The organism is uncultured Alcanivorax sp. (genome assembly GCF_947258575.1).
Lineage (GTDB): Bacteria > Pseudomonadota > Gammaproteobacteria > Pseudomonadales > Alcanivoracaceae > Alcanivorax.
Genome location: NZ_CAMYIV010000008.1, coordinates 101908 through 126288, shown reverse-complemented (window position 1 = coordinate 126288; position 24381 = coordinate 101908). Strand labels below are relative to the sequence as shown.

Genomic DNA, 24381 nt, shown 5'->3' with positions numbered 1-24381 from the left:
GCTACGAGCTACGAGCTACGAGCTACGAGCTACGAGCTACGAGCTACGAGCTACGAGCTACGAGCTACGAGCTACGAGCTACGAGCTACGAGCTACGCTGGTTGGATTGGGAAGGTCTGGAAAGTTCCTTGAGCTTTGTCATTTCTACGAAGCCGCTGTAGGAGCCTATGCTTGCATGGCGAACCGTGCGAAGCACGGCATCGTCCGCAGGACGATCAAAGCTAGAAGCTAAATTCAGCCTCTCACCGCCACCGACTTCTCCCCCAGCGCCGCCTTCATGAAATCGCGCATGGCTTTCAGATACAGCCCCTGATCCAGATGCAGCAAATGATTGCCCGGGAACCAGTGCAGATCGCAATCGCCCCAGTGCTGGTGCAACAGATGGCTGTGTTTTGGCGGCGCGAAGCGGTCGCCGGCACCGCCGATGATCATGCGCCCGGCTTGCGGTACCTTGCACGGCCAGGTCAGTGGTGAATGCAGTGCGGTGATTTCCCGCAGGCCCTGCAGGTCGGTGCCGTAGACCTTTTTCAGCAGGCTCACCTGCAGATTGATCGGGAACCAGCTCTGCATCAGGTCCATGATGCTGACCAGCGGCACATTGGGAATGGCGAAGGCCAGATCATCTTCCAGCGCAGCCAGTAACCCGGTGGTGTAACCGCCCAGGGAAATGCCGGTGGCGCCCATGGCCGGGGTGCCCTGTTCGCGTAAATAGTCCATGAACAGACGCAGGTCATGGATGGCGTGAGCAAAGGTTTCGTTAAGCAGCGCCATACCCTGGCTGAAAAATTCCGCACCACTGAAGGGCGCGAAGCGGCCTTTGCGCCGTCCGTGGAAGGGCAGGGTATAAAGCAGCACATCAAACCCCTGCTTGTAGAACCAGGGCAAGGCCAGCCAGCGCGTGTTGAGCCAGTAAGGGTCGGCGACAAAACCGTGGATCATGATCAGCGTCGGGCGCGGTTCGCCGTGGTGACGCCAGTGCTGGGCCCAGGCGGTGCGGTTCCGGCGATGGCCCAGGTAACGGTCACGCAGCGCCGGGTTCTTGGGCTCGAAGGGCGAACGAAAACGCAGGGTATGGGCGTCGCCATCCTCCGGTTGAAAGTGATAGGGGGCCACCGGAATACGTTCAATATTTGCCGTCTCTGTAGGCCGGGAGAAGAACGTATTGGGATCCTCTTCCTGTAGAAAGGGGCGATAAAAATCCACCAGTGCCCGTTCTTCCCTCTGCCGCGAGATATTCAGTGTGGCGGGCAGGGCCGCAGCGCCGGCCATGCTGGCCAGGCCGGTACGCGCCAGGGTGTCGATGCTGGCGGTGTAGTCGATTCGCCAGCGGGTATCATTATCCGCGAGAAAATGATCCGGCAGCGCATGAAAGTTACCCGGCAGAGTCTGCCACCAGGGCTGGGCAAGCCGGGGCAGATCCTCGTCACAATAGTCGTCAGGATGGATGCGGGGCAGTTCTGTCATTACCGTCTCACTATCACTGGAAATAATTCAGTTAACGCCGCTGCTGCGCTGGCAGCAATGACCAAAACAGTCAGGCGGTGCGGATAAACTCGACCACACGTTTGAGATCCCGATTTGCCTCTGGCAGGAAGGGCACCATGATCGGCCAGACATGGAACAGGCCGGGGCGCTCAATCCATTTCACCCGCACACCGGCACTTTCCGCAGCCTTGCGAACCTGTTTGCCGTCCGCATACAGCACTTCGTCGGTGCTGGCGGTAATCAACATTGGGCAGATGCCGTTGTAGTCTCCCAGACAGGGCGAGGCGTAGGGGTGTTTGCGGTCCTCTTTGTTCGGCAGGTAGACGTCAATCACGGTACGGATGATGTCCGCCGACAGCATGGCATCGCTGGGGTCCAGGGCGTCCAATACCTTGTCGTCCGGGAAGGCATTGCTGCCGGGGGAAAACAGTACCGCACAGCGTGGCTGGGGCAGGCCCTTGTCGCGAATATGCAGCAGGGTGGCCAGGCTCAGGCCGCCGCCGGCGGAGTCGCCAGCAATCACGATATCACTGGGATTCTTGCCCTTGGCCAATAAGTATTCGTAGGCTTCCATCACCCGGTTAACGGCTGCCGGAAAAGGGTGCTCGGGCGCGAACGGATAAACAGGCAGATAGACTTCACCATGTAGCTGCTTTGCCAGTCGTCCGGCAAGGTTGTGATAAGTCTTTGTGACCCCGCCAATATAGGCGCCGCCATGCAGATACAGCACCGTGGTGGATGGGTTGGAAACACTCAGGTGATCCCCTTGGAACTGTGATTCATGGATCTGGTTGAGTGTGACTTTTCGTGGCAGCAGGGTGAGAACCGGGGTGTCATTGAACACCTTGCGCAGGTGACGAACCAGTTGCTGCTCGTTGAGGCCGTGACGTTTGATTGTGCGGCGGGTCACCGCCTTGATGATTTTTGCCTGAATGCTCATGGGACGTTCCGTATTGATTATTCTTTTGCCCACTACCTTACTGTTTGAGCCCGTCCAGTAGCAGGGATGATCGGGTCAGAAAGCACGGGCGTCAGGCCCGACGCTTATCCTGGTCCGTAAATAACGGGTTGTGCTCGCCCAGTGATGGGCTCTCACCGTCGCGGGTCTGTGCGCCCACAAAGCGGATGGGGGAGCGCAGCACCGGTCCTTTCTGGCTGTCGGTTACCAGGCCTCTTGCTTGCACCTGTTCATTGGCCAGGGCTTCTTCCAGGGTGAGGATCCCGGAGACGCAGGTATCCTTGTGGGCCAGCCGGGCGTCCCATTGATCGCGGGTGCGGGTCAGCAGGATCAATTGGATGGCCCAGCGCACCGGTATCATCAGGCGTCGCAGTTTTTTCGGGTCTGCGGCCAGGCGGGTCAATGCATCGTTGCCGCTACCGGCGGGCTTGGGTTTGTCGGCGGTTGAGCTGGAAGCGTTGCCAGTTTTTTTCTTTTTCTTCTTCCACAGAAAGGCTGGCGTAATTTCCTTCAGGAATGCCATGAAGAACTTCGGTTCCAGGGAGCCCACCGCCAGGTACTTGCCATCGCGACAGCGGTACACGTTGTAGTTGGCCAGGGCGCCGGTGAGCATGTCCTTGCCGCGGGGCTGGCTGCTACCATGCTGGTGATGGGTGGCCAGCGCCATGCTCTGCAGGGCCAGGGCGCCATCCAGCATGGCCACGTCCACCCAGCACCCTTCGCCACTCTGCCGTGCCCCCATGACGGCGGCGAGAATACCAATGGTGCAATTCTGGGCGCCGCCAGCCAGGTCAGCGATCTGCACGTTGGACATGGCCGGGCGCTTGCCGGCCAGCCCGGTCTGATCCAGCACCCCGGCATAGCCCAGGTAGTTCAAATCATGGCCCGGGCGATCCGCATAAGGGCCGGTCTGGCCATAACCTGTGAGGGAGGCATACACCAGTCTGGGGTTAATGGCCTTGAGGGTGTCGTAGCCACAGCCCAGCTTGTCCATGACCCCGGGGCGAAACGATTCCAGCACCACATCGGCGGTTTCCACCAATTGTTTGAAGCGAGCCACGTCTTCTGCCTGGCGCAAGTCCAGGGTCAGGGACTGCTTGCCCCGGTTAACGATATCGAACAGCTCTGGGGATAGTTCGCGGGCATAATCGCCGCCATCCGGTTCCTCAATCTTGATCACGTCGGCGCCCAGTTGGGCCAGAGAGAGGGAGCAGAAAGGGCCGGGTAACAGACGGGAAAGGTCAAGGACCTTCAGGCCGTCGAGCAATGGGTTCATGGGGGATCCTGTCGCAGAGGCAGAGTATCAATTCCTTTGCACTGCGATATGGCAGAACAAAGGAATGGAAACTGAAAGAAAGAAAACCGAACGCCCGGAAGGGCGTTCGGTGTCAGGGGAGTTATTCGCCGACCGCCTTGGCCAGCTCATACTCCGGGGGCTGTTCCACACCACCGTCACCGGTGGCGCTCATGGCAGGAATGCCACCGGCGCCGTAGTACTCGTCCTTGGTGAACACATCCACCTCGATGGCCAGCATGCAGGCTGCGGTAGCCTCATTCAGAAGTGCCAGTTCCGCATCGCTGATCACACCTTGCTGGGCCGCTTCGGCGGCGATTTCATCTACCTTGCCTCGGCCCAGTTTGCGGGCTTTCTGGGCGGCGCGGATCTTGGCGCGAACCGGCTCGGCTTCGGTGGTCAGGCGGAAGGCCTTGAGCAGACGCCCCAGACCCTGGTCGCTTTCTTCCGGCATGTAGTTGCCGCCCACCAGACGCTTGTACTGCTCGCCGTAGCTTTGCAGGGTCAGCGCGGCTTTGTGAGTCAGCTGGTCATCGGGCAGTTTGGCCAGCGGGTTCAGGCCCAGCCAGATACGGCCCACGGTTTTCAGGATCACACCCACCGGGCCACCGAAGTTTTCATAGATGCCTTCGAAGGCTTTCTGGATCTGGGTCAGGCCGTATTCGCCAGAATATTGCACCAGCGCCAGGTCTTCTGCTTTGCGGCCTTCGGCTTCAAAACGACGCAGGGCAGAGGTGGTGATGTACAACCAGGCAACCGCATCCGCATAGCGACCGGTCAGATTACCGCGGGCTTTCAGTTTGCCGCCCACGAAGAACATGGCCAGGTTGGTGAGCAGGCCAAAGCGGGTGGCTGCCCAGCCCAGACGACGGTAGATGCTCTTGGTCTTCGGCTCCACATCCGGCACCTTCACGGTGAACCAGCCACGGGTAACGCCGCGTACCAGGGTCATCACCATGCCGAGCAGGAACTGCAGCATCCAGCCGGTGAGGTTTTTGCGGAAGCTGGCCACATCCTCGTTTTCCACCGCTTGTACCACCTTGTAGGCGTAGGGGTGGCAGCGGGTAGCACCTTGACCAAAGATCATCAGGGTGCGGGTCATGATGTTGGCGCCTTCCACGGTGACACTCACCGGCGCGGAGTTGTACAGGCGACCCATGGTGTTGTTGGGGCCCTGCATAACGCCGTAGCCGGCAGTCACGTCCATGGCATCGGTGCCGATCTCACGGCCCATTTCCGTGGAGTAGGCTTTCATTACCGCGGACATTACCGGCGGCTGAATGCCGTGATCCACGGCGGAGCAGCCGAACACGCGGGCAGCGTCAAAGGCGTAGGTCATGCCGGCGGCCTTGCCGATCTTGTGCTCAACACCTTCCATGCGACCGATGGGGATGCCGAACTGCTGGCGCACCATGGAGTAGGCGCCGGAAATCATGGCGCCGTGACGCACACCGCAGATGCCGGTAGCAGGCAGCGAGACCATGCGGCCGCCGGCCAGGGCTTCCATCAGCATTTTCCAGCCCATGCCGGTGTATTCCACGCCGCCCAGTACCTTGTCGGCGCCTACGATCACATCACGACCGACGATGGGGCCATTGGGGAAGTGTTCACCAATCGGCTGGTGGTGATCGCCGATATGCAGGCCTTCGGTACCCGGGGCGCCTTTTTCGATCAGTACCACGGTGATGCCCGGCTCTTCGCCTTTGCCCAGCAGATTTTCCGGATCGTGCAGGCGCACTGCCAGGGAAATCAGGTTGGCGACTGGTGCCAGAGTGATGTAACGCTTGCGGAAGTTGAGCTTGAACTTCACTTCGCCATCGTCGTCCTTGAATACCACGCCTTCCGCTTTCAGGGAGGCAGCGTCAGAACCGGCGGTGGGTTCGGTGAGGCCGAAGCAGGGAATGAACTCGCCCTTGGCCAGCTTGGGCAGGTAGTAGTTCTTCTGCTCGTCGGTGCCGTAGTGGCCAAGCAGTTCGGCGGCGCCCAGGGAATTGGGGATCACCACCATGGCGCTGAGCAGGCCGGAATAGGAGCTGACCTTGGCCATGATGCAGGACTTGGCCTGGGTGGACATGGGCATGCCACCGTATTCCTTGGCGATCTGCATGGCGAAGAAGCCATTGTCTGCCATGAACTTGAAGACATCGTCCGGCAGCTTGCGGGTGCGCGACAGCTCGTAGCCGTCGGCCATTTTCAGCAGCTCTTCCACCGGGCCGTCCAGGAAGGCCTGTTCGTGGGCGGGCAGCTGGTCATAGTTTTCGGCGAGGATGTTTTCAAAGTCCACCTTGCCACCGAAGAATTGACCATCAATCCACACATCGCCAGCTTCCAGCGCTTGCCGTTCTGTGTCGGAGATCTGCGGGAGAATCTTGTTGTCCCGCATCCAGTTCATCACTTGTTGAAACATGCTGTGGTTCCTTTGAGGTTGTTAGGCCCTGCGGGGCAGGGCGAACGTTTACGGGCGCTAGTAAAAAGGCGCCGGACGCTTACGGGTAAAAGCGTTGTTTCTTTTTGGCCATCTCTATCAATAACGGAGCCGGTGTGAAGCGCTCGCCAAACTGTTCGGCCAGGCGCTCCAGGGTACGCACCGAATTGGTGAGGCCCAGGCTGTCCATGTAACGGAACGGGCCGCCGCGGAAGGGCGGAAAGCCCAGACCGAAGATGGCGCCGATATCGCCGTGCATGGGGTCGCTGATGATGCCGTCCTGCAAACAGTAGGCGGCTTCGTTGATCATCAGCCAGGCACAACGGCTGACGATTTCCTCGTCGTCCGCATCTTTTTCGCTGGTGACATTCATCAGCTCATAGAGAGCAGTGTTCACCGGCTTTTCGCCCTTGGCCACGCCTTCATAGATATAGAAACCGCGGCCACTCTTGCGGCCCAGATAATCGTTTTCGATCATCAGGCCGGCGGCATCCGGTGACGCCATGCGTTCACCAAAAGCCTTTTCCAGTACCGGCCCCACCTTGGTACCCACATCCACACCCACTTCGTCGAGCAGGGTGATGGGGCCCACCGGGAAGCCAAAGCGCACCAGCGCCTTGTCCACGGCTTTCACATCCACCCCTTCGGTGAGCAGGCGGGTCGCTTCGTTCAGGTAGGGCGCAAGGATGCGGGTGGTATAGAAGCCCGGGCCATCCTTCACCACGATCACGGTCTTGCCCTGGGCCTTGCCGAAGGCTACGCAACCGGCAGTCACCTCAGGGGCGGTTTTGTCCGTGGTGATGATTTCCAGCAGCGGCATTTTTTCCACCGGGGAAAAGTAATGCAGGCCGATCACGTTTTCCGGGCGTTCGGCGGCGCTGGCAATGTCGGTAATGGGGATGGACGAGGTGTTGGAGGCGAAGACGGTGTGCTTGTTGCCGTTGGCTTCCACGTCCTTGAGCATCTTGTGCTTGAGCCCCAGGTCCTCGAACACCGCTTCCACCACCAGATCCAGCCCCTTGAAGCCACTGTAATCGGCGGTGTAGGAAATGCGGCCCTGTTCGGCGCTGGCATCGGCGGCGCTCATGGCGCCTTTTTTCGCGCGCTTGCTGTAGAACTCGCTGACGTATTTCACGCCATGGGCCAGACCATTATCGTCCCGGTCCTTGAGTCGCACCGGCAACCTGGCCTTGTTGATGGTGGTCAGCGCAATGCCGGCCCCCATAAGGCCGGCACCGAGGACGCCGACTTTTTTGATATCGCGGGCTTTCACGCCGTCGGCCACAAAGGTTTCTTTTTTCAGGGTGTTGGTGGCGTGGAAAATACCGCGCAACTGTTTCGATTGCGGCGACATGGCCAGCTCGCCGAACAGGCGGGCCTCGGTGGCGTAACCCTGTTCGATGCCTTCCTCGAAGCCGGCTTCCACCGCATCAATGATGGCCGGTGGTGCCGGGTACAGACCGTGGGTTTTCTTGGCGGTCTGCTTGCGGGCCTGCTCGAAAACCACCTTGCGGCCCAGGCTGTTCTGTTCCAGCGCTGCCTTGGTGAGTCCGTCCTTACTGAAATAGCTCGCCAGATCGAGGCCGCTTTCGTCCTTGGTGTCGGCCAGTTCCAGCGCACGGGCCACGGCACGGTCGTAGACCGCCACGGCTTCCACCACTTCATCCACCAGGCCGATTTTCTTCGCCGGTTTGGCTTTCAGCTGACGGCCGGTGAGCATCAGGTCCAGAGCGGTGGCGATACCCACCTGGCGAGGCATGCGCTGGGTGCCGCCGCCGGCAGGCAGCAGGCCGAGCATCACTTCCGGCAGACCCAGTACGGTGTCGCTGCTGCTGGCAGCGATGCGGTAGGAGCAGGCCAGTGCCAGTTCCATGCCGCCGCCCAGGCAGGCGCCCTTGATAGCGGCCACCACCGGGATATCCAGGTCTTCCAGTTTCTGGAAAGTCTGCTGGCACTGGGTGGACAGATCGCTCACTTCTTTCGCTGTCTTTGCGCTTTCAAACAGCTTGATATCGGCGCCGGCCATGAATGAGCCTGCTTTGGTGGAGTACAGCACCAGCGCTTTGGGTTTGGCTTTCTCGATGGCAGCAAAGGCGCTGTTGAAGTCGTCGGCAAACTCCGCTTTCAGGGTGTTCTGGGCATCATTGGGGACATTGATTTCCAGGACGGCTACACCGTTATCCAGCGGTTTGAGAGTAAAAGCACGTTGCGTTTTGCTCATGGGGATCTCCTTATTCCGCTGCTTATTCCGCTTCAAGCACCATGGCGGCACCGATACCGCCGGCGGCGCAGGCGGTGGTCAGGGCCAGGCCGCCACCGCGACGCTGCAGTTCATACAGTGCCTGGCTGATGACACGGGCGCCGGTGGCACCGAAGGGGTGGCCGTAGGCGATGGAGCCGCCGTTCACGTTGAGGATGCTGCGATCTACCTCGCCCAGAGCGGCGAGGCCGGTCTGGCTGCGCACGTAGTCGTCATCGGCCAGGCCTTTCAGATTGCAGGCCACCTGACCGGCGAAGGCCTCGTGCATATCCACCAGGGTCAGGTCGTTCAGGGTGAGTCCGGCACGGGCCATGGCCATGGGGGCGGCCAGCACCGGGCCCATCAGCAAATCATCCTGAGGGCTGCGGGCAGCAAAGGCGTAGGAGCGGATATAGCCCAGCGGCTGGTAACCCAGCGCCTTGGCTTTTTTCTCGCTCATCATCAGCAGGGCGCCGGCACCATCGGTGAGCGGGCTGCTGTTGGCGGCGGTGACGCTACCGGACACCTTGTCGAAGACTGGCTTGAGTTTGCTGTAGCCGGAGCGCTCGGAATTCTTGCGCACCAGATTGTCGTCTTTCAGCGGGGTGGCCTTGGGTGGCAGGAAGGCGGTCATCACCTGCTTGTCCAGACGGCCCTCTGCCCAGGCGCGGGCGGCATTGCTATGGGAGGCATGCGCCAGGTCGTCCTGCTCCTGGCGGCTGATGCCCCATTTCTTCACCATTTTTTCGGTGCTTTCGCCCATGGTTTCGCCCACCGAGTATTCGGTGATAGACGGTGCCTGGGGCAGCAGATCTTTCGCCTTCAGCTGGCTGAGCAGTTTGATGCGGTCGGTCATGCTCTTGGCGAAGCTCACATCGCGCAGCACGGCGCTCAGCTCCGAAGACAGCGGCACCCGGGCAGAGCTGGTGGAATCAGTGCCACCGGCGATGGCGATATCGCTGTAACCGGCGACGATATTGTCAGCGACGCTGGCGGCGGTCTGGAAGCTGGTGGCGCAGGCACGGGTGATGGAGTAGGCGTCTACCGTGTTCATGCCCAGCGCCAGGGCAATCTCCCGGGCGATAAAGGGCGCTTCCGGGATCATCACCGTCATGCCGAACACCAGTTGCTCGATGTCGCGCTGGTCCAGGTTGTTGCGGGCCATCAGTTCTTTTACGGCCATGGCGCCCAGGTCGATGGCGTTCATGTCTTTGTAGTGGGTGGCGATACGGGCGAACGGGGTACGCAGACCATCCACCACGGCCACGCGGCCGCTACGACCAGCCAGCTTCATTTTACGAACAGGCATTCCAGACTCCTTGCAGGGGTTGCCGGTCACGGTGTAATTTTAATTACACGAAATGTGACATTGAATGGTGACAAAGTGTGTCGAGACTAGAAGCCTCTTGGCAGTGAGTCAACGTCGCAGTGAGCTCTGTCCGACAGAGGTGTAATAAGAATTACAGTGCAAGGAAATGAGCGTGTGAGAAACGGTACGGTAGTGCTCCCCGAATCCCGCCAGGACCCGGCGGTGCGTCAGCGCATTGAATGGGCTGCAGTGCAGGTGTTTGCGGACTCGGAATTCCACCAGGTGACCCTGCAGCAAATTGCCAAAGCGGCGCAGTGCAGTCTGCAGACCCTGTATCGCTACTACGGCAGTAAAGAGGCGCTGCTCAGCGCCTGTCTGCATCACGGCCTGGAACAGCTGGCCGAGCGCATGCTCGATCACCTGGCCGGCATCGACACCTTCCGCGACCGGCTCAGCAAGGTGTTCTGGGTGGTGCTGGATTTTTTCGATCGCAACCCGCAGATGGGACGGATGATGATCAACTCGGTGTATCCGGGGCGCTGGGGTAGCGATACCACGCCCGGGCAGCAGCGGCTTACCGAACTGTTTATGAGCGTGCTGGGTGAGGGGCAGGAGCAGGGCATCCTCAATAGTCAGGTGGCCACGCCGATCCTGCTGGATTTCTTTTACGGCGTACTGCTGCGCATTTCCCAGATGCACCTGTTGCGCGGTCGGCCCGGCCGCATGGCGGATCAGCATGGGGTGCTGTTCGATATGTTGTGGCGGGCCATCACCGTTTAAGGCGCCCATCGGGCCAATCGTGGCAGCTTTGCTTGTGGTTTGCCCGGGGCTTTTCTATGTTGATCAGCTCGCAGTAGAACAATAAAGGGTACGCATATGCAGTCAGGCACGGTGAGCAGTAACGGTATCGAGCTTTTTTATGAGAGTCGTGGCCCGGAAAACGGGGAGCCCATTGTCTTTGTCATGGGGCTGTCGGCGCAGATGGTGTTCTGGCCGGAACCGTTGCTGGATGCACTGGTGGAGCGTGGCTACCGGGTAATCCGTTTCGACAATCGGGATGTGGGCAAATCCACCCGCATTCGCAAACCGTTCAAACAGGGGCCGCTGGTCGCCTTGCTGCGCTATACCCTGGGGTTGTCCGTGGACAGCGCCTATACCTTGCACGATATGGTAGCCGACACCGTTGGTCTACTGGATGCCCTGAACATAGAGCGGGCCCATTTTGTCGGCGCCTCCATGGGCGGCATGATCAGCCAGTTGATCGCTGCCACCCACCCGGGCCGGGTGCTGTCGCTCTCCTCCATCATGTCCAGCAACAACAGCCCCTACCTGCCATTGCCGAAACCGGCGGCCCTCAAGACCCTGGTGGCTCCGAGGGTGAAGGTGGAAACCGAAGACCAGTTCGTGGCTTTCGGCCTGGAAATGATGAGCAAACTGGCCGGTACTCTGCCCCAGGGCCGCGATGAACTGGAAGCCATGTATCGTGAGTGCTGGGCCCGCGGCATCAACCCGCGCGGCATTCGCAACCAGTTCCTGGCCGTCCTGGCCACTGGTGCCCTCAGCAAACACCTCAAACAGATTCGCTGCCCGACCACCGTGATCCACGGCGGTGCCGACCCGCTGATCCGTCCCGCCGGTGGCAAGGCCTCTGCCCGTCACATTCGCGGCGCCAAGCTGGTCATCATTCCCGGCATGGGCCATGACTTTCCGCCATCAGCGATTGATCGTATTGGCGATCTGATTGCCGAGACGGTGGCACGGGCCAATTCGGTGGCGCAGCCGGCGATGGCGTGAAGGCAGTGAATAGTTAACAGTTAACAGTGAATAGTTAATAGCTCGCGAGGTCGGGTTGTTGATGCTGAGATGAAAGAGGCCGCGCCCATGCCTGGGTGCGGCCTCTTTTGCTTGAGGGGAATGCTTTTTACCGGCTCGGCATGTCCCCTTGCGTGTTCAGCTGGGTTTATCGCCCACTGCAGCCTGCTTTGACTGCAATGCATCGGCCTCTTCAGGCTCAGGGTGTGGCGTCTCCGGTGCGCTGGGGTGTATTTCTTCTGCCGCCAGTCGTTCCGCTTCCCGTTCTGATTCTCGAAGTAGCAGCCGTTCAATCCGTTCATTCAGCAGTTTGTCTCTCTCTTCTCGGCGGCGTGATTCCAGAGCCAGGTCCAGATAAAGGGAATAAGCCATCAGCACCATCAGCAACATAAACGGGAATGCGGCGACAATGGAGACGGTGCGAAGGCCGAGCAGGCCGCCGCTGAGTAGCAGTGCTGACGCCATCAACAGCTGCACCACGCCCCACAGGATGCGCACAAAGCGGGTAGGGTTGAGGATGCCTTTGGAGGTAAACATGCCCAGCACGAAGGTGGCGGAGTCTGCCGAGGTGACCACAAACATGGCGACCAGAAGGATTGCGCCAATCGCGGCATAGAATCCGCCTGGCAGCTGCTCCAGCAGTACATAAAGCCCTGCTGGTACTTCCTGTGCAACGGCGTCAGCGATACCTGCTTGCCCGAATAACTCGAAGTGGATGGCTGCCCCGCCAAAGGTGGAGAACCAGAGCATGCTCAGGATCACTGGCACGATCATGACACCAAGGACAAACTCGCGAATTGAGCGGCCTTTGGAAATACGGGCGATAAAGCTGCCCACGAAAGGTGCCCAGCTAAGGCCCCAGGCCCAGTAGAAAATGGTCCACTGCTGCACCCAGTGTTCACTGGAATAAGGGGTGGTCACCAGGCTCATTTGCACAATGTTGCCCAGATATTCGCCGACAGTTTGCGTGAATTCGCTGAAGATGAACGCGGTGGGGCCGAGTATCAGTACAAACAGTAACAGACCCGCCGCCAGTGCCATGTTGGCACTGCTCAGATAGCGGATCCCCCACTTCAGGGGTGTCATGGCAGAGAGAATAAACAGCAGACCGAGCCCGGCCATGATCAGTAGTTGCGGCGTTGCCCCGTAGGACACACTGGTGAGCCTGGCGAGCCCGCTGTTGATCTGCAGCGCACCCAGCCCGAGCGTGGTGGCGACACCAAAAAGAGTGGAGACGACAGCCAGAATGTCGATTGCTTTGCCCCAGCCGTGATCCACTCTTTCACCGAGCAAGGGCCTGAAGGTCTCACTGATCAACCCGTGGCTGTTGTGCCGGAAACGCACGTAGGCAATGGCCAGCCCCACCACCGTAAAATTAGCCCACTGATGCAGCCCCCAATGGAAAAAAGCATAGCGCATACCTGTCTGTGCCGCTTCTGCGGTTCGAGGTGTGCCGATCCCCAGGGGAGGGGAGTTAAAATGCATCATGGGTTCGGCTACCCCCCAGAACACCAGGCCAACGCCCATGCCACCCGAAAAGATCATGGCCAGCCAGCTTTTGAAACTGAACTCCGGTGGCTCGTCATCCGGCCCAAGACGAATACTGCCGAAACGGGAAAAGGCCAGGCCCAGGGCGAACAGAACAAAGCCGCTGGTCGTCATCAGGTACAGCCAGCCAAAATTATTGGCCGTTGCATCGAGGATTTTCTGCGCTTGCCTCTGCACCGCCTGGGGGTCGGCCATCGCTGCCGCCAGAAAGACGGCAATCAACAGCAGCGATAGATAGAAGACGGTGCCTACATCGCCGAGTAGCTGGTTTCTCCACCGTCTTAGCCTCTCCATAGTGCTCCTCATAGGATCAGTGTCTGTGTATCTGGCTTGGGGTTGGCATAAACCGCCAGGTAAGGAGCGGAGTCTGCCTCGTCGCCACAAAATTCAGCAATCCACATCTCTCTGCGCAGCGTGAGCGCGCTCGCGGTGACATACAAGCGGCAGCAAACTATATAGAAGGCGGAATGTCGGGCGTTGTGATAGATCATTTTAAATGCATTGGCTGTCGGAGAATGAGCGCTTGATGGCGCCCTTTTCCTGTGAATACAGGCGTGGTTCGCCGACAAAAGAGGGGAGGGCGTTGGCGTTTTTGGGGGAGTCAGGCTCTGCTATAGGGGAACATCAAGGCCTGGTTGATATTGCTGAAACGCTGACGGGTCATGAGAAGTCGCTCAACCCCGACGGCGACGCCACTGCATTCGGGTAAAGATGAGGCCATTGCTGCGAGTAGATAGGGGTCTGCCTCCATGGTATTCAGTCCCAGTTTCCGCCGCAGCGCATTATCCCTCTTGAATCGTCGCCTCTGTTCCTCCCCATCGGTCAGCTCCTGATAGCCGTTAGCTAGTTCAAGCCCCCGATAATAGATCTCAAAGCGGCGGGCGACGGTGACGCCGTCTTTGTCTTCATGGGTCTGCGCCAGGGCGGCGGCCCAGCCGGGGAAGTCGGTGACCACGGACAGTTGCTCGGCGGGCAGAGCGGCTTCTACCCGGGTGGCCATCAGGTAGTCCACGGCGGCGGTTTTGTTCAGGCCTTCCGGGGCGCCGTGGGATTCGGCGTGGGCAATCAGGTCTGCGTCATTGGCGGTGAGTGGGTCCAGGCCGGTGATGTCACTGAACAGGTCCCGGAAGCGGAAGCACTCTGACGGGGCGCCGGGGAATAGTTCGGCGAACAGGATTAGGCATTCTTGAATCAGATCATTCAGTTCGAAGCCGGGGCGGTACCATTCCAGCATGGTGAATTCAGGATTGTGGCGGCCGCCGGCTTCGCCATCCCGGTAGGCCTTGCAGATCTGGTAGATGGGGCCGCTGCCTGCTGCCAGCAGGCGTTTCATGTGGTATTCCGGTGAGCTTTGCAGGTAGCCGTAACCGGGTACCGGGATGCACTGGATGTGCGGGTCGCTGACGCCGTAGCGGGCCAGCTGTGGGGTGTCCACTTCCAGTATGTTGCGGGCAGCAAAAAAAGCGCGCACCGTGCTCAGCAGCTCGGCGCGCGCCTTGATGGCCTCCAGCGAGGCGGTGGGTTGCCAGTCGGTCACGACTAGCTCTTGATGCGACCCACGTAATCGCCGGTGCGGGTGTCCACCTTGACGATTTCGCCTTCCTGCACGAACAGTGGCACACGGACAACCGCGCCGGTGCTCAGGGTGGCGGGCTTGCCGCCGGTGCCGGCGGTGTCGCCTTTCAGGCCCGGGTCGGTTTCCACGATCTGCAGTTCCACGAAGTTCGGCGGGCTGACAGACAGGGGCTCACCGTTGTAGAGAGTGACCTCGCAGATGTCTTCTTCTTTCAGCCACTTTTTGGCGTCGCCCACGGCAGCTTCATCGGCTTGCTTCTGTTCGAAGCTGGTCTGGTCCATGAAGTGCCAGAATTCGCCGTCGTTGAAGATGTACTGCATGGACACGTCCATCACGTCGGCACCTTCCAGGGAGTCGCCGGACTTGAAGGTGCGGTCCCAGACCTTGCCGCTGCGCAGGTTGCGCAGGCGGACACGGCTGAACGCCTGGCCCTTGCCGGGCTTGACGAATTCGTTCTCGATGATGGCGCAGGGATCGCCATCAAGCATTACTTTCAAGCCGGACTTGAATTCACTGGTAGAATAGTTGGCCATAAATGTTGTTCCAAAGGTTGATGTATGGCGTCGCAGAGGGTGGCAATCATAACGCAGGAAGAAGCTGGTTGGGAGTTGCCGGGCTGGCAGCGCCAGCAGGCGGACCTGATTACCGATCCGGCGGAATTGCTGAGCCTGCTGCAGCTTGAGGCGGAGTCGCTGCCCGAAATGCTGGCCGCAGCGCAGGATTTCCCCCTGCGCGTGCCCCGTGGCTATGTGCGGCTGATGGAGCCGGGCAACCCGGATGATCCGCTGTTGAGGCAGGTGCTCAGTGTGCCGGCGGAGCTGCGGGAAGAGGAGGGCTACAGCAGCGATCCGCTGGAGGAAGCCTCCCACACTCCGGTGCCCGGGTTGTTGCACAAGTACCATGGCCGGGCGCTGCTGGTGGTAACCGGCGCCTGTGCGGTGCACTGCCGCTACTGTTTTCGCCGGCATTTTCCCTACCAGAGCCATCTGAGCGGCAAGCGCTGGGACCAGGCGCTGGAATGGCTGGCATCGCGCTCGGACATCCGTGAGGTGATCCTCAGCGGCGGTGACCCGCTGACCCTGAACAATCGCCGTTTGCAGGAACTGCTGGCGGCACTGGCGAAGATCCCCCATCTGCGCCGGCTACGCATTCATAGCCGCACACCGGTGGTCATTCCCGGGCGGTTGGATGGGCCCCTGCTGGCGCTGCTCTCGGATGCACGCTGGCAGACCGCCCTGGTGTTGCACGCCAATCACTCCCGGGAAATCAGCGATGAGCTGGTGAATCGCTGCCGGCAGTGGCGACGGCAAGGTATCACTCTGCTGAATCAGAGTGTGTTGCTGGCCGGGGTGAACGATTCGGTGGATGCGCTGGAAGCGCTGTCGGACCGGCTCCATGAGGCCGGGGTGATGCCCTATTACCTGCACCAGCTGGATGCGGTGCAAGGGGCGGCGCACTTTGCGGTGTCGGATTCGGCTGCCATGCAATTGCATAAGGAGTTGCGCAGCCGCTTACCAGGTTTTCTGGTCCCCAGACTGTCCCGGGAAGAGCCCGGGGAGCCGGCAAAGACCGTATTGGCGGGCTAGGGCATCCGCTGGTCGGCGCGAACACAATATTTACAGGTCTGTAACGGTATCGTAAAGTCATGTGACGAAGGACACATAGAAAACAAGAACTACTACTTAATAACTAGAGGGCTCGCCTAACAATTTCTTGCATATTTTAGCCGTGCGAAGTCGTTGGCAGGCTTCCAGAAGAAATTGTTCAGGGTTCCCCATCTGGGTGCCACCGAGATAAGGATTATCTTCATGGAGCAACCAGCCCAAACGGTGCGTTTGAAACTGCCCGAGCAGGATTTGCCGCACCTGACACTTGGCGCTGATCAGCCAAAGAAGCTGCAACAATGGGTTGATGCTCTCCCGGTTATGAACATGGGGGAAACGGCCCGTCAGCTCTATCAGTTCATTCAGGAGCTGAATCGGCTGCACATCGACTCCAAGCAGCGCTTCCAGTTGCTGGAAGTGGTGCGCCCTTCCATTCTGCATGTCAGCGATTCCCTGCAGAAACATTACCTGAATCAGTCTCTGGTTTTGCCGGACAAGGCGCGTCGCGTGGCCAGTCTGGCCCAGGCCCTGCAGGGGCACCTGGCCAATGGTTACAAACTGGTGGCCGTGAGGGGGATGCGTAAGCTCAAGGACAAAACGGTTCGGCGCGCAGTGACCACATCGATCCATCGTGCTATCAGCGCCCTTGGCGATACGCTGTTGCGTTGCTACCAGTTGTACTTCCCCAGCCCTCGCCATCTCTGGCTGGAGTTGCATCAACTTTATCTGCTGGCGGAGCTGCACGGCATCGCGGCTTCGCCGGTGGAAGACGAGAAGGGCAATTCCAGTATCCAGTCTGCCTATGCCCGTTGTCTGTTACTGGCCACCGCCAAGCCCAATCAATTGCGCCAGCAGGAACTGGCAGCCCTGTTCAAGGCCGCGTTCACCTGGGGGGATCTGATCGAGATCAAAACCGCCAGTGATGATGAAGACCTGTTCGTGTTCGATCTGCAGGCGGATCGTCCGCCGATTTATCGCACCCACGCCTCCCAGGCAACGGATAGCTGGCGCTATATTGATTCTACCCGGTTGGTGCAGGCCATCAGTGCCTGGAAAGGCGATCCGCAGAGCAGCGAGCTGGTCGTGCCCAAAGGGCTCACTGACAGCATGATGAGCCATCTGCAGCAGGTGTGGGGCGCGCTTACTGAGCGGGCCTTCAAACGCATGGCGGAAAGCGGCGAGATCGAGCTGTGCTTCGGGCTGGTGGGCGTACATTATTTTCTGTCCGGCAAGGTGCCGTTTGAAACCCTGATCGAGCGCGGCAGCCTGACGGTGATGGGGGATGGAGAAGAGAACAATCCCTTCCTGCGCAATATCAAAGTGAGCACCCGGCAAAAGCAACAACATGAAGATCCCTGGGCCACGGCGTATCAGTCTGAATTCCCCAATGAAACGATTGATATCGGCAAACCCGACTCCTCGTTTCGCAGCGAGGCTGCGCTGCCGGAGAGCTATCATTGCCAGAAGGTCAATGCCAGCCCCGGTGGCTATTGCCTGTCCTGGCAAGGCAATACGCCAAGCCTGATGCGCACGGGGGAGTTGCTGGCCCTGCGTGATCACCCGGAAAGCCAGTGGATGCTGGCGGTGGTGCGCTGGGTCACCCAGTTACCCAATCACGGTGCTCGTTTCGGGGTGGAGTTGCTGGCTCCGGGGGGGCGACCGGTAGCGGCGCGCGCGCTGCGCAAGCAGGGAGAGGACAGTGATTTCATGCGGGCCATCCTGCTGCCGGAGTTGACCGGTGTTGGCCAGCCGGCCACCCTGTTGCTGCCTACCGTGGGTTTCAACGAAGGCGTTAAGGTGGAGCTGGTTGAGGCCGGCGAGCCCCGTCGCGTACAGTTGATGCGCCGCACTCAGGGGGCATCTGGATTCAGCCAGTACCCGTTCCGGGATATGGCGACCCCAGCGGCTCCTGTCAGGCCGGTGAGCGATGATGATGAAGGTGATCTGGATTCAATCTGGTCCAGTCTTTAATAATTCCAAGGCGCGCTGATGCGCGTCTGACCCGTTTGCTATGTTCACAGCGAGGATGCTGTGTGATGGTCTTCTGCCATTGGCCGGGTTGCTTTTCATAAACAGAAAACACGGAATCTGTGGCGATCTCTCCCGGGAAAGGTCGGTCGGTTCTCTCTTTTTCTGCTGGAAAGTTGCCAAGACAGGGTTGTCAGGCACAATGGTGGGCCGTACGAAAACAGTATGAGTCGTCACCCCATGAGCTATGCCCTGGATAATCTCCGCCTACTGATCGCCCACGATTCACAGGATGAGGCTGAGCAGCTGATGAATATGCTGCGCAATGCCGGCCGGGCGACCCGTGCGCAACTGGCGCTGGGCGAGGATGACTTGCTGCGTGCCCTCAAGGGCGGTGCCTGGGAGCTGATGCTATGCCGGCCTTCCTTTGGTGATGGCAGCTTCGAATCCGCCATGGCTCACCTCAAGCGTCTGGGTAAGGCGGTGCCGGTGATTCTGCTGGAAAACACCTTTTCTGCCGAGACCGTAAAAGCTGCATTGCTGCAAGGTGCCAGTGGCGTGGTCCCCAATGACGATCGGGACATGCTCACCCTGATGGTGGACCGGGTGGTGGAAAATCTGCGCCTGCGCAAGGAGCTGCAGCATTCCGAGATTGTTCGCCACGATGCGGAAAAACGTCTGGCGCTGTTGATGGATCAGAGCCGCGATGCCATCGCCTATGTGCTTGATGGCATGCATATTCACGCCAACGACAATTATGTGGAGCTGTTCGGCTATGAAAGCGCCGATGATCTCGCTGGCGTGCCAATCATGGACATGGTGTCGGCGGCGGATCACGACAAGCTCAAGCAGCTGCTGCGTAGCCGCGCCCAGGATGAAAGCCAGACCCAGGAGCTGGATTGCAAGGGGGTTCACACCGAGGGCAATGAATTCGATGCGTCCTTTACTTTCTCGTCCAGCACCTACGACGGCGAAGCCTGTACCCAGATCGTGATCCGCGCCGGCGGCGTGGACGAGAACGAAATGCAGGAACGGCTCCATGAGATGAGCCAGAAAGATCAGGTCACCGGCCTGTTCGCCCGCAAATGGTTTATGGATCAGCTTGATGATGCGGTGGCCGAAGCGGCCCGCGAAGGGCAGTTGGCTACCGTGCTGTATCTGCGTCTGGATGACTTCGAGCAACATCAATCCTCCCTGGGGATTGATGGCGCCGATGAAATTTTGCGGGCAGTAGCCGACTGGCTCGGAGGTCAGGTTGGCGATGCCAAGCTGGCCCGGGTGGATGGTGAGGATTTTGCCGTGCTGCTGCCGGTGGCTGACACCGACGAGGCCGAGGATTTGGCCGAGCGCCTGCGGGCCGGTATTGAAGGGCTGATGCCGGAAGTGGCGGCCAAGACCATCCAGGTAACCGCCAGTGTGGGTGTCGCCTTTGTCCGTGAGGATGCTCGCAGCGGTCAGGGCACCCTGACCACGGCCCTGAAATGTTGTAACCAGGCCCAACGGGAAAACAGTGGCAAGGGCAACAGCATCAAGGTGCACGACCCCATGGACGAGGTGGCCGCCGGTTCTTCCGAGGCCATTGTCATGCTGCTGCGTCAGGCGCTGGAGCAGGGCAGTTTCAATCTGCGCTACCAGCCGCTGATGAATCTGGAAGACGACAGTGAGCATGTTTTCGAGGTGTTTGTGAACCTGCCCCAGAAACAGGGCGAAGCCATGGAGGCCAGCGAGTTCATTCCGGTGGCGGCCGAGCAGGGGCTGGTGGGCAAGATTGATCGCTGGGTGGTACTTAACGCCATGCGCTCGGCGGCGACCATGAGCGAACCGGTGAAACTGGTGTTCAATATCAATGGTGGGTCGCTGGCCGATGCGTCCCTGGCTGACTGGCTGCTCAAGGCCATGCGAGCGGCCAAGATGGACGGCTCCCGCGTGACCTTCCAGCTTACCGAAGGCGATGCCACCACTTACCTGAAGCAGGCCGGCGTGTTTGCCGAGAAGATGAAGAGTGCCGGCTGCGGCATTTCCATCAGCCGTTTTGGCGGTGGCCTGGACCCGTTCAAACTGTTCCAGCACATTCCTGCCACCATGGTGAAATTCGAAGGCTCCTTCACCCAGGATGTGGCCAAGTCAGAAGGCCGCCAGCGTCTCACCGAGATCGTCAAACAGGTGAAGGAAGGCAACCGCAAGACGGTGGTAGGTTTCGTGGAATCCGCCGCCCAGATGCAGGCTCTGTGGACCCTCGGCGGGATCGATTACCTGCAGGGTTTCTACCTGCAGGCGCCGATGGATACGTTGCAGATTCCGGAGTCGGCGTGAAAAGGCAATTAATAGTTAATAGTGAATAATTAATAATTCGCGGTTTGGGTCTGTCTTGTCTGAAACGCAAGAGGCCGCGCCCATAGCCTGGGCGCGGCCTCTTATGTTTAAAGACAAGGCAAAGCTGTCTCGCGCAACTATTAATTATTCACTATTAACTATTAATTGCTCTTAAGCAGTTCTGCCTGATCCTTGTCCCGTACCCCGATCAGATAAAGAATCCCGTCCAGGCCCAGCGTGGAGATGGCCTGTTCGGCGTTCTGTTTTACCAGGGGTTTGGCGCGGAAGGCGATGCCCAAGCCGGCTTCGCCGAGCATGGGCAGGTCGTTGGCGCCGTCGCCCACGGCGATAACCTGTTCCAGGCTGATGCCTTCCTGGGTGGCGATCTGCTTGAGCAGATCGGCCTTGCGCTGGCCGTTGACGATTTGCCCGACTACCCGGCCGGTGACCTGGCCGTTCTCGATTTCCAGCTCGTTGGCGTACACATAATCGATGCCCAGCAACTGTTGCAGCCACTGACCGAACCAGGTGAAGCCGCCGGATAGAATGGCCGTGCGATAGCCCAGGGCGCGCAGGGTGCTGATCAGCCGTTGCGCCCCTTCGGTGAGCTGGATGCGTTCGCGCACCCGCTCCAGGGCGCCTTCATCCAGCCCCTTGAGCAGGGCCACCCGGGCCCGGAAACTTTCGTTGAAATCCAGCTCACCGCGCATGGCCCGCTCGGTGATTTCAGCCACCTCTTCGCCCACCCCGGCTTCCATGGCCAGCTCGTCGATGACTTCCGAGCGGATCAGGGTGGAATCCATATCGAACACCACCAGGCGACGGTTACGGCGGAAGGCGCTGTCGCGCTGGAAGGCGATGTCCAGATTGCGTTCGTTGGCGATGCTGAGGAAGGCGGCTCGCATGGCTTCGCCGTCTTTCGGCTCACCGCGCACGGAAATCTCGATGCAGGCGCGACTGTCCTCGTTGAGCGCTTCCCCTTCCAGATGCACCCGGCCGGACAGGCGGGCGATGCTGTCAATGTTCAGGCCGTTGTCTGCCACCGTGGCGGTCACGTCGGAGAGTTGTTCAGCGGTGATCTTGCGCGCCAGCAGGGTGATGATGTGGCGGTCCTTGCCCTGGCCGGACACCCATTCCTCGTAGCGGTCTTCGTCGATGGGACGGAAGCGCACATTGATGTTCAGCTTGTGGGCCTCGAACAACAGATCCTTGAGCACCGCCGAGGATTCCGCGTCTGGCGGGGTTTCCACCAGGATACCCAGCGACAGGGTGTCGTGGATCACGGCCTGGCCGATATCCAGGATATTGAGCCGGTAACGGGCCAGAATCCGGGTGAAAGCGGCGGTCAGACCGGGACGGTCACTGCCGGATACCTGAATCAGAATGATCTCGCGCACGCATGGGCTCCCGGGGGCAAGTCAGACAAGCGGAAAGCGGAAGCAGTGGCTCCCGCGAAAACCGCGTAAGGGTAGCAGAAATGGTACCGCAAGCGGCAGTGCCTTGGGGATTAGCGATGTTTTACATCGCCAACCGTCCGTTGATGCACCATCGCTGCTAAGGTGCGCCGATTCGGTCAACGGTGAGCCCGAACATTTCACCAAAGCGCTCCTGAGCCAAACGTGTTCACAGTGAGGTGGCTGGTTGCCTGTTCAGGGACTGCGCCATTTGTAACTCCTACGCTTGCTATGCATTAGACGAGCGCTAAAGCCCCTCCGGCGCGCCCAGGCTGCTTGGAAAGGCGTCCAGCCTGACACGGCACAGCCTGAACGCACCGGAGGCACTTTATCACTCGCCTACTACACAGCATTCGGTGAAATGTTCGGGCTGTCTGCCCTGTCGCGGTATACTGCGCGCGAGCTCAATACTACGGAATGCAACTCTATGTCCCTGTGGGAACAATGGCGGCCATGGATTCGGCAACAGCGCAGCCTGCTGCGAGAGCTGATCCTGATGCTGCTGGCCATGCTGGTGGTCGGTGTCTATTTTCTCGAGCACTTCTCCGCGCGTCTGGAGCAGGAGCGCAAGGTGCAGCTGCAGGCGCTGGCCGAACAGACCGCCCGCCGGGCGGCCGAGGCCCTGGCCAGCGATGATTCCATCAGCATTAACCTGATCGGTCGGGAAACCGTACAGCTGGCCCCGGTGGCCGGGGTGCGGTTTCAGGATGCCGCGGATATCCAGGTGGGCCTGACCGGGGTGTCTCGTTCCGATCTGGTTATCTCGGTGCCGGTGGCGCTGCCGGACGGTGAACTGGCGGGGACCCTGACCCTGCTGGGCGATACCAGTGCCTTGCCGCGCCAGCGCCTGGAAGCCGGCTTTGTGCTGGCGGTATTGTGCCTGTTGCTGCTGCGGGTCGCGGCAGCGCTGATCCAGCAACGCTTGTTGCCAGCGCCGCCGGAACCCGTAGAAGCGGTTCCGGTAGAGCCGCCGGCACCTTCCCCGCTGGCCACTCAGGCATCGACGCAGGCGCTGACCGAGCCCCTGCCGGAAGGGGCCGAGCCGCTGGCCCAGCTGCGCCTGAGTATCGTGAATTTCGAGCACATCCGTCAGCGTTATACCCAGGCGGCCATGGTCGAGGTGTTAGCGGATTATCAGCGGATCCTCGACAAGGTGGCGGGTATCTACGGAGGCCGGGTAGGTCAGAGAGTGGGGGATCAGGCCGGGTTGTTTTTTTACCAGGAGCCGGCGTCGCGCTGTGCCTTTTCCGCGCTGTGCGCCGGCCTGTTGTTCCTGCGAGTGGTGCGTCTGCTGGCGCCGTTACGCAAGCAACAGGGCAAACCGCCTCTGGAATTCAAGGCACTGGTCACCACCGATGGGGACCAGCAGGAAGCCTGGTCCCTGTGTGTGGCCGGGGTGCCGGGACGGCTGAATGTGCCGGAAGCACAATTGGCCGCCACCGAGCTGGATGTGAAAGCCTTGTACCAGCCGGAAAAGGCCCAGGTGGTGACCGCCGGCGATCACAAGGTGAGGCTACAGCCGGTTGAGCAGCTGGCTCACCGTTACCAGAACCTGCTGCGCACTCAGGCGGACACCTTGCTGTCTGAAGAGGGCGGTGACGATGGCTCGCCCAGCAGGTAACGACTCATGGCCCCCTGTACCCGCTGATTGAGGTCGGGCATGCCGGTGTTGCCGAACAGGCGATTGAATTCCAGGATGTAGGGGTGGCCATCCACCATGGCCACATCAAAGCCGGCATGGTTGATGCCCAGATAACGGGCCAGCCCCTCCACCAGGGAAATGGCATTGTCCGGTACCGACAGATCGGTGCGCACGCGCCCGCCCTGGCTTACGTTGTTCAGAAAGCCCACCCCTTCGCGCCAGTAACTGGCTACGACTTCCTCGCCCACCACCACCACCCGCAGGTCGCGCACAATGGGTAGCAGCTTCTGGATATAGAGCACGGCTTCGCGCTCCGCATAGTCGAGAAACTGTTGGCGGTTCTCGATCAGGTAGACGCCCATGCCCTGGCTGGAGCGCACTGATTTGGCCACAAACGGAAACCGCCATTGATCCAGCACCTGGCCAATACCGTACTTGTCGGAGGCGACAATCAGTGTCTCCGGCACATGCTCCGGGCAGGCAGTCTGCAGGGCGCGGGTCATCTCCACCTTGTCATGACCCAGGTGGTAGCTGCTCAGGCTGGGGAAGATCGGCCGCTTGAGCACGTAATGCAGGCTGTTGATCTGCCAGTAGCCGGGGAACAGCAACCAGTCCGCTTCTGCCAACGCATCGCGGTGCTGGTTCATGTGTTCCGGCTTGATATAACGCACGCCGGGTAGGCCCAGGGTGCGGAAAGGATCGAAAGTGATCAGTTTCACGGTGACGATCTCAGGAGAGGTGCGCTTTTTTAAGG

The 24381-nt window shown here is 60.0% G+C and carries 17 protein-coding genes; 6 read left to right on the top strand and 11 right to left on the bottom strand.

What is annotated here, in order from left to right:
• Positions 1–234: 234 nt before the first annotated feature.
• From Q0Y02_RS08830 to fadI, 6 genes are all read right to left on the bottom strand, one after another.
• Positions 235–1464, bottom strand: a complete 1230-nt coding sequence (locus tag Q0Y02_RS08830) for an alpha/beta hydrolase (protein ID WP_297767008.1) — start codon at positions 1462–1464, stop codon at positions 235–237.
• A gap of 70 nt (positions 1465–1534) precedes the next feature.
• Positions 1535–2425, bottom strand: coding sequence for an alpha/beta hydrolase (locus Q0Y02_RS08825; RefSeq protein WP_297767007.1), 891 nt, complete (start codon positions 2423–2425; stop codon positions 1535–1537).
• A gap of 91 nt (positions 2426–2516) precedes the next feature.
• Positions 2517–3719 (bottom strand): CaiB/BaiF CoA-transferase family protein, encoded by a 1203-nt coding sequence (locus Q0Y02_RS08820; RefSeq protein WP_035248317.1) that lies wholly within the window; start codon positions 3717–3719, stop codon positions 2517–2519.
• 121 nt (positions 3720–3840) lie between these two features.
• Entirely contained in the window at positions 3841–6144 is a 2304-nt protein-coding gene (locus Q0Y02_RS08815) for an acyl-CoA dehydrogenase (RefSeq protein ID WP_297767006.1), read from the bottom strand.
• A gap of 79 nt (positions 6145–6223) precedes the next feature.
• Positions 6224–8383 (bottom strand): fatty acid oxidation complex subunit alpha FadJ, encoded by a 2160-nt coding sequence (fadJ, locus tag Q0Y02_RS08810; protein ID WP_297767004.1) that lies wholly within the window; start codon positions 8381–8383, stop codon positions 6224–6226.
• Positions 8384–8405: 22 nt separating this feature from the next.
• Positions 8406–9710, bottom strand: a complete 1305-nt coding sequence (gene fadI / locus Q0Y02_RS08805; protein ID WP_297767003.1) for an acetyl-CoA C-acyltransferase FadI — start codon at positions 9708–9710, stop codon at positions 8406–8408.
• A gap of 174 nt (positions 9711–9884) precedes the next feature.
• Here fadI and Q0Y02_RS08800 point away from each other — a divergent pair, with 174 nt between their 5' ends.
• Together Q0Y02_RS08800 and Q0Y02_RS08795 are read left to right on the top strand one after the other, a co-directional pair.
• A complete protein-coding gene (locus Q0Y02_RS08800; protein WP_297767001.1) occupies positions 9885–10490 on the top strand; it encodes a TetR/AcrR family transcriptional regulator in 606 nt (201 codons plus the stop codon).
• 96 nt (positions 10491–10586) lie between these two features.
• A complete protein-coding gene (locus Q0Y02_RS08795) occupies positions 10587–11504 on the top strand; it encodes an alpha/beta hydrolase (RefSeq protein WP_297767000.1) in 918 nt (305 codons plus the stop codon).
• 156 nt (positions 11505–11660) lie between these two features.
• Here Q0Y02_RS08795 and Q0Y02_RS08790 read toward each other — a convergent pair whose 3' ends face one another.
• The 3 genes from Q0Y02_RS08790 to efp all read right to left on the bottom strand — a co-directional run bounded on the left by Q0Y02_RS08790 (position 11661) and on the right by efp (position 15179).
• Positions 11661–13364: a BCCT family transporter gene (locus tag Q0Y02_RS08790; RefSeq protein WP_297766999.1), complete on the bottom strand. Its 1704-nt coding sequence runs from the start codon at positions 13362–13364 to the stop codon at positions 11661–11663.
• Positions 13365–13671: 307 nt separating this feature from the next.
• The gene (gene epmA, locus Q0Y02_RS08785) at positions 13672–14607 is read right to left on the bottom strand and encodes an EF-P lysine aminoacylase EpmA (RefSeq protein ID WP_297766997.1); all 936 of its coding nucleotides are present in this window, start codon (positions 14605–14607) and stop codon (positions 13672–13674) included.
• A 2-nt stretch (positions 14608–14609) separates the two neighbouring features.
• Entirely contained in the window at positions 14610–15179 is a 570-nt protein-coding gene (gene efp / locus Q0Y02_RS08780) for an elongation factor P (protein ID WP_297766995.1), read from the bottom strand.
• A gap of 39 nt (positions 15180–15218) precedes the next feature.
• Between efp and epmB the strand changes: the two genes are divergently transcribed.
• The 3 genes from epmB (at position 15219) to Q0Y02_RS08765 (ending at position 20531) form a co-directional block, all read left to right on the top strand.
• Positions 15219–16232 (top strand): EF-P beta-lysylation protein EpmB, encoded by a 1014-nt coding sequence (gene epmB, locus Q0Y02_RS08775; protein WP_366516911.1) that lies wholly within the window; start codon positions 15219–15221, stop codon positions 16230–16232.
• A 222-nt stretch (positions 16233–16454) separates the two neighbouring features.
• Positions 16455–18221: a hypothetical protein gene (locus Q0Y02_RS08770; RefSeq protein ID WP_297766994.1), complete on the top strand. Its 1767-nt coding sequence runs from the start codon at positions 16455–16457 to the stop codon at positions 18219–18221.
• A 222-nt stretch (positions 18222–18443) separates the two neighbouring features.
• Positions 18444–20531 carry an EAL domain-containing protein gene (locus Q0Y02_RS08765; RefSeq protein ID WP_297766993.1) on the top strand — a complete coding sequence of 696 codons (2088 nt, stop codon included), beginning with the start codon at positions 18444–18446 and terminating at the stop codon, positions 20529–20531.
• A 161-nt stretch (positions 20532–20692) separates the two neighbouring features.
• Here the strand turns inward: Q0Y02_RS08765 and serB are convergent, their stop codons facing one another.
• On the bottom strand, positions 20693–21928 hold the full coding sequence (gene serB, locus Q0Y02_RS08760) for a phosphoserine phosphatase SerB (RefSeq protein WP_035248335.1): 1236 nt from the start codon (positions 21926–21928) through the stop codon (positions 20693–20695).
• Positions 21929–22412: 484 nt separating this feature from the next.
• On the opposite strand from serB, the gene Q0Y02_RS08755 reads away from it, so the two are divergent.
• The gene (locus Q0Y02_RS08755) at positions 22413–23606 is read left to right on the top strand and encodes a hypothetical protein (RefSeq protein ID WP_297766992.1); all 1194 of its coding nucleotides are present in this window, start codon (positions 22413–22415) and stop codon (positions 23604–23606) included.
• Here the strand turns inward: Q0Y02_RS08755 and Q0Y02_RS08750 are convergent.
• Positions 23549–24346 carry a hypothetical protein gene (locus Q0Y02_RS08750; protein WP_297766991.1) on the bottom strand — a complete coding sequence of 266 codons (798 nt, stop codon included), beginning with the start codon at positions 24344–24346 and terminating at the stop codon, positions 23549–23551. The genes Q0Y02_RS08755 and Q0Y02_RS08750 overlap by 58 nt on opposite strands.
• Between the last annotated feature and the right edge of the window lie 35 nt (positions 24347–24381).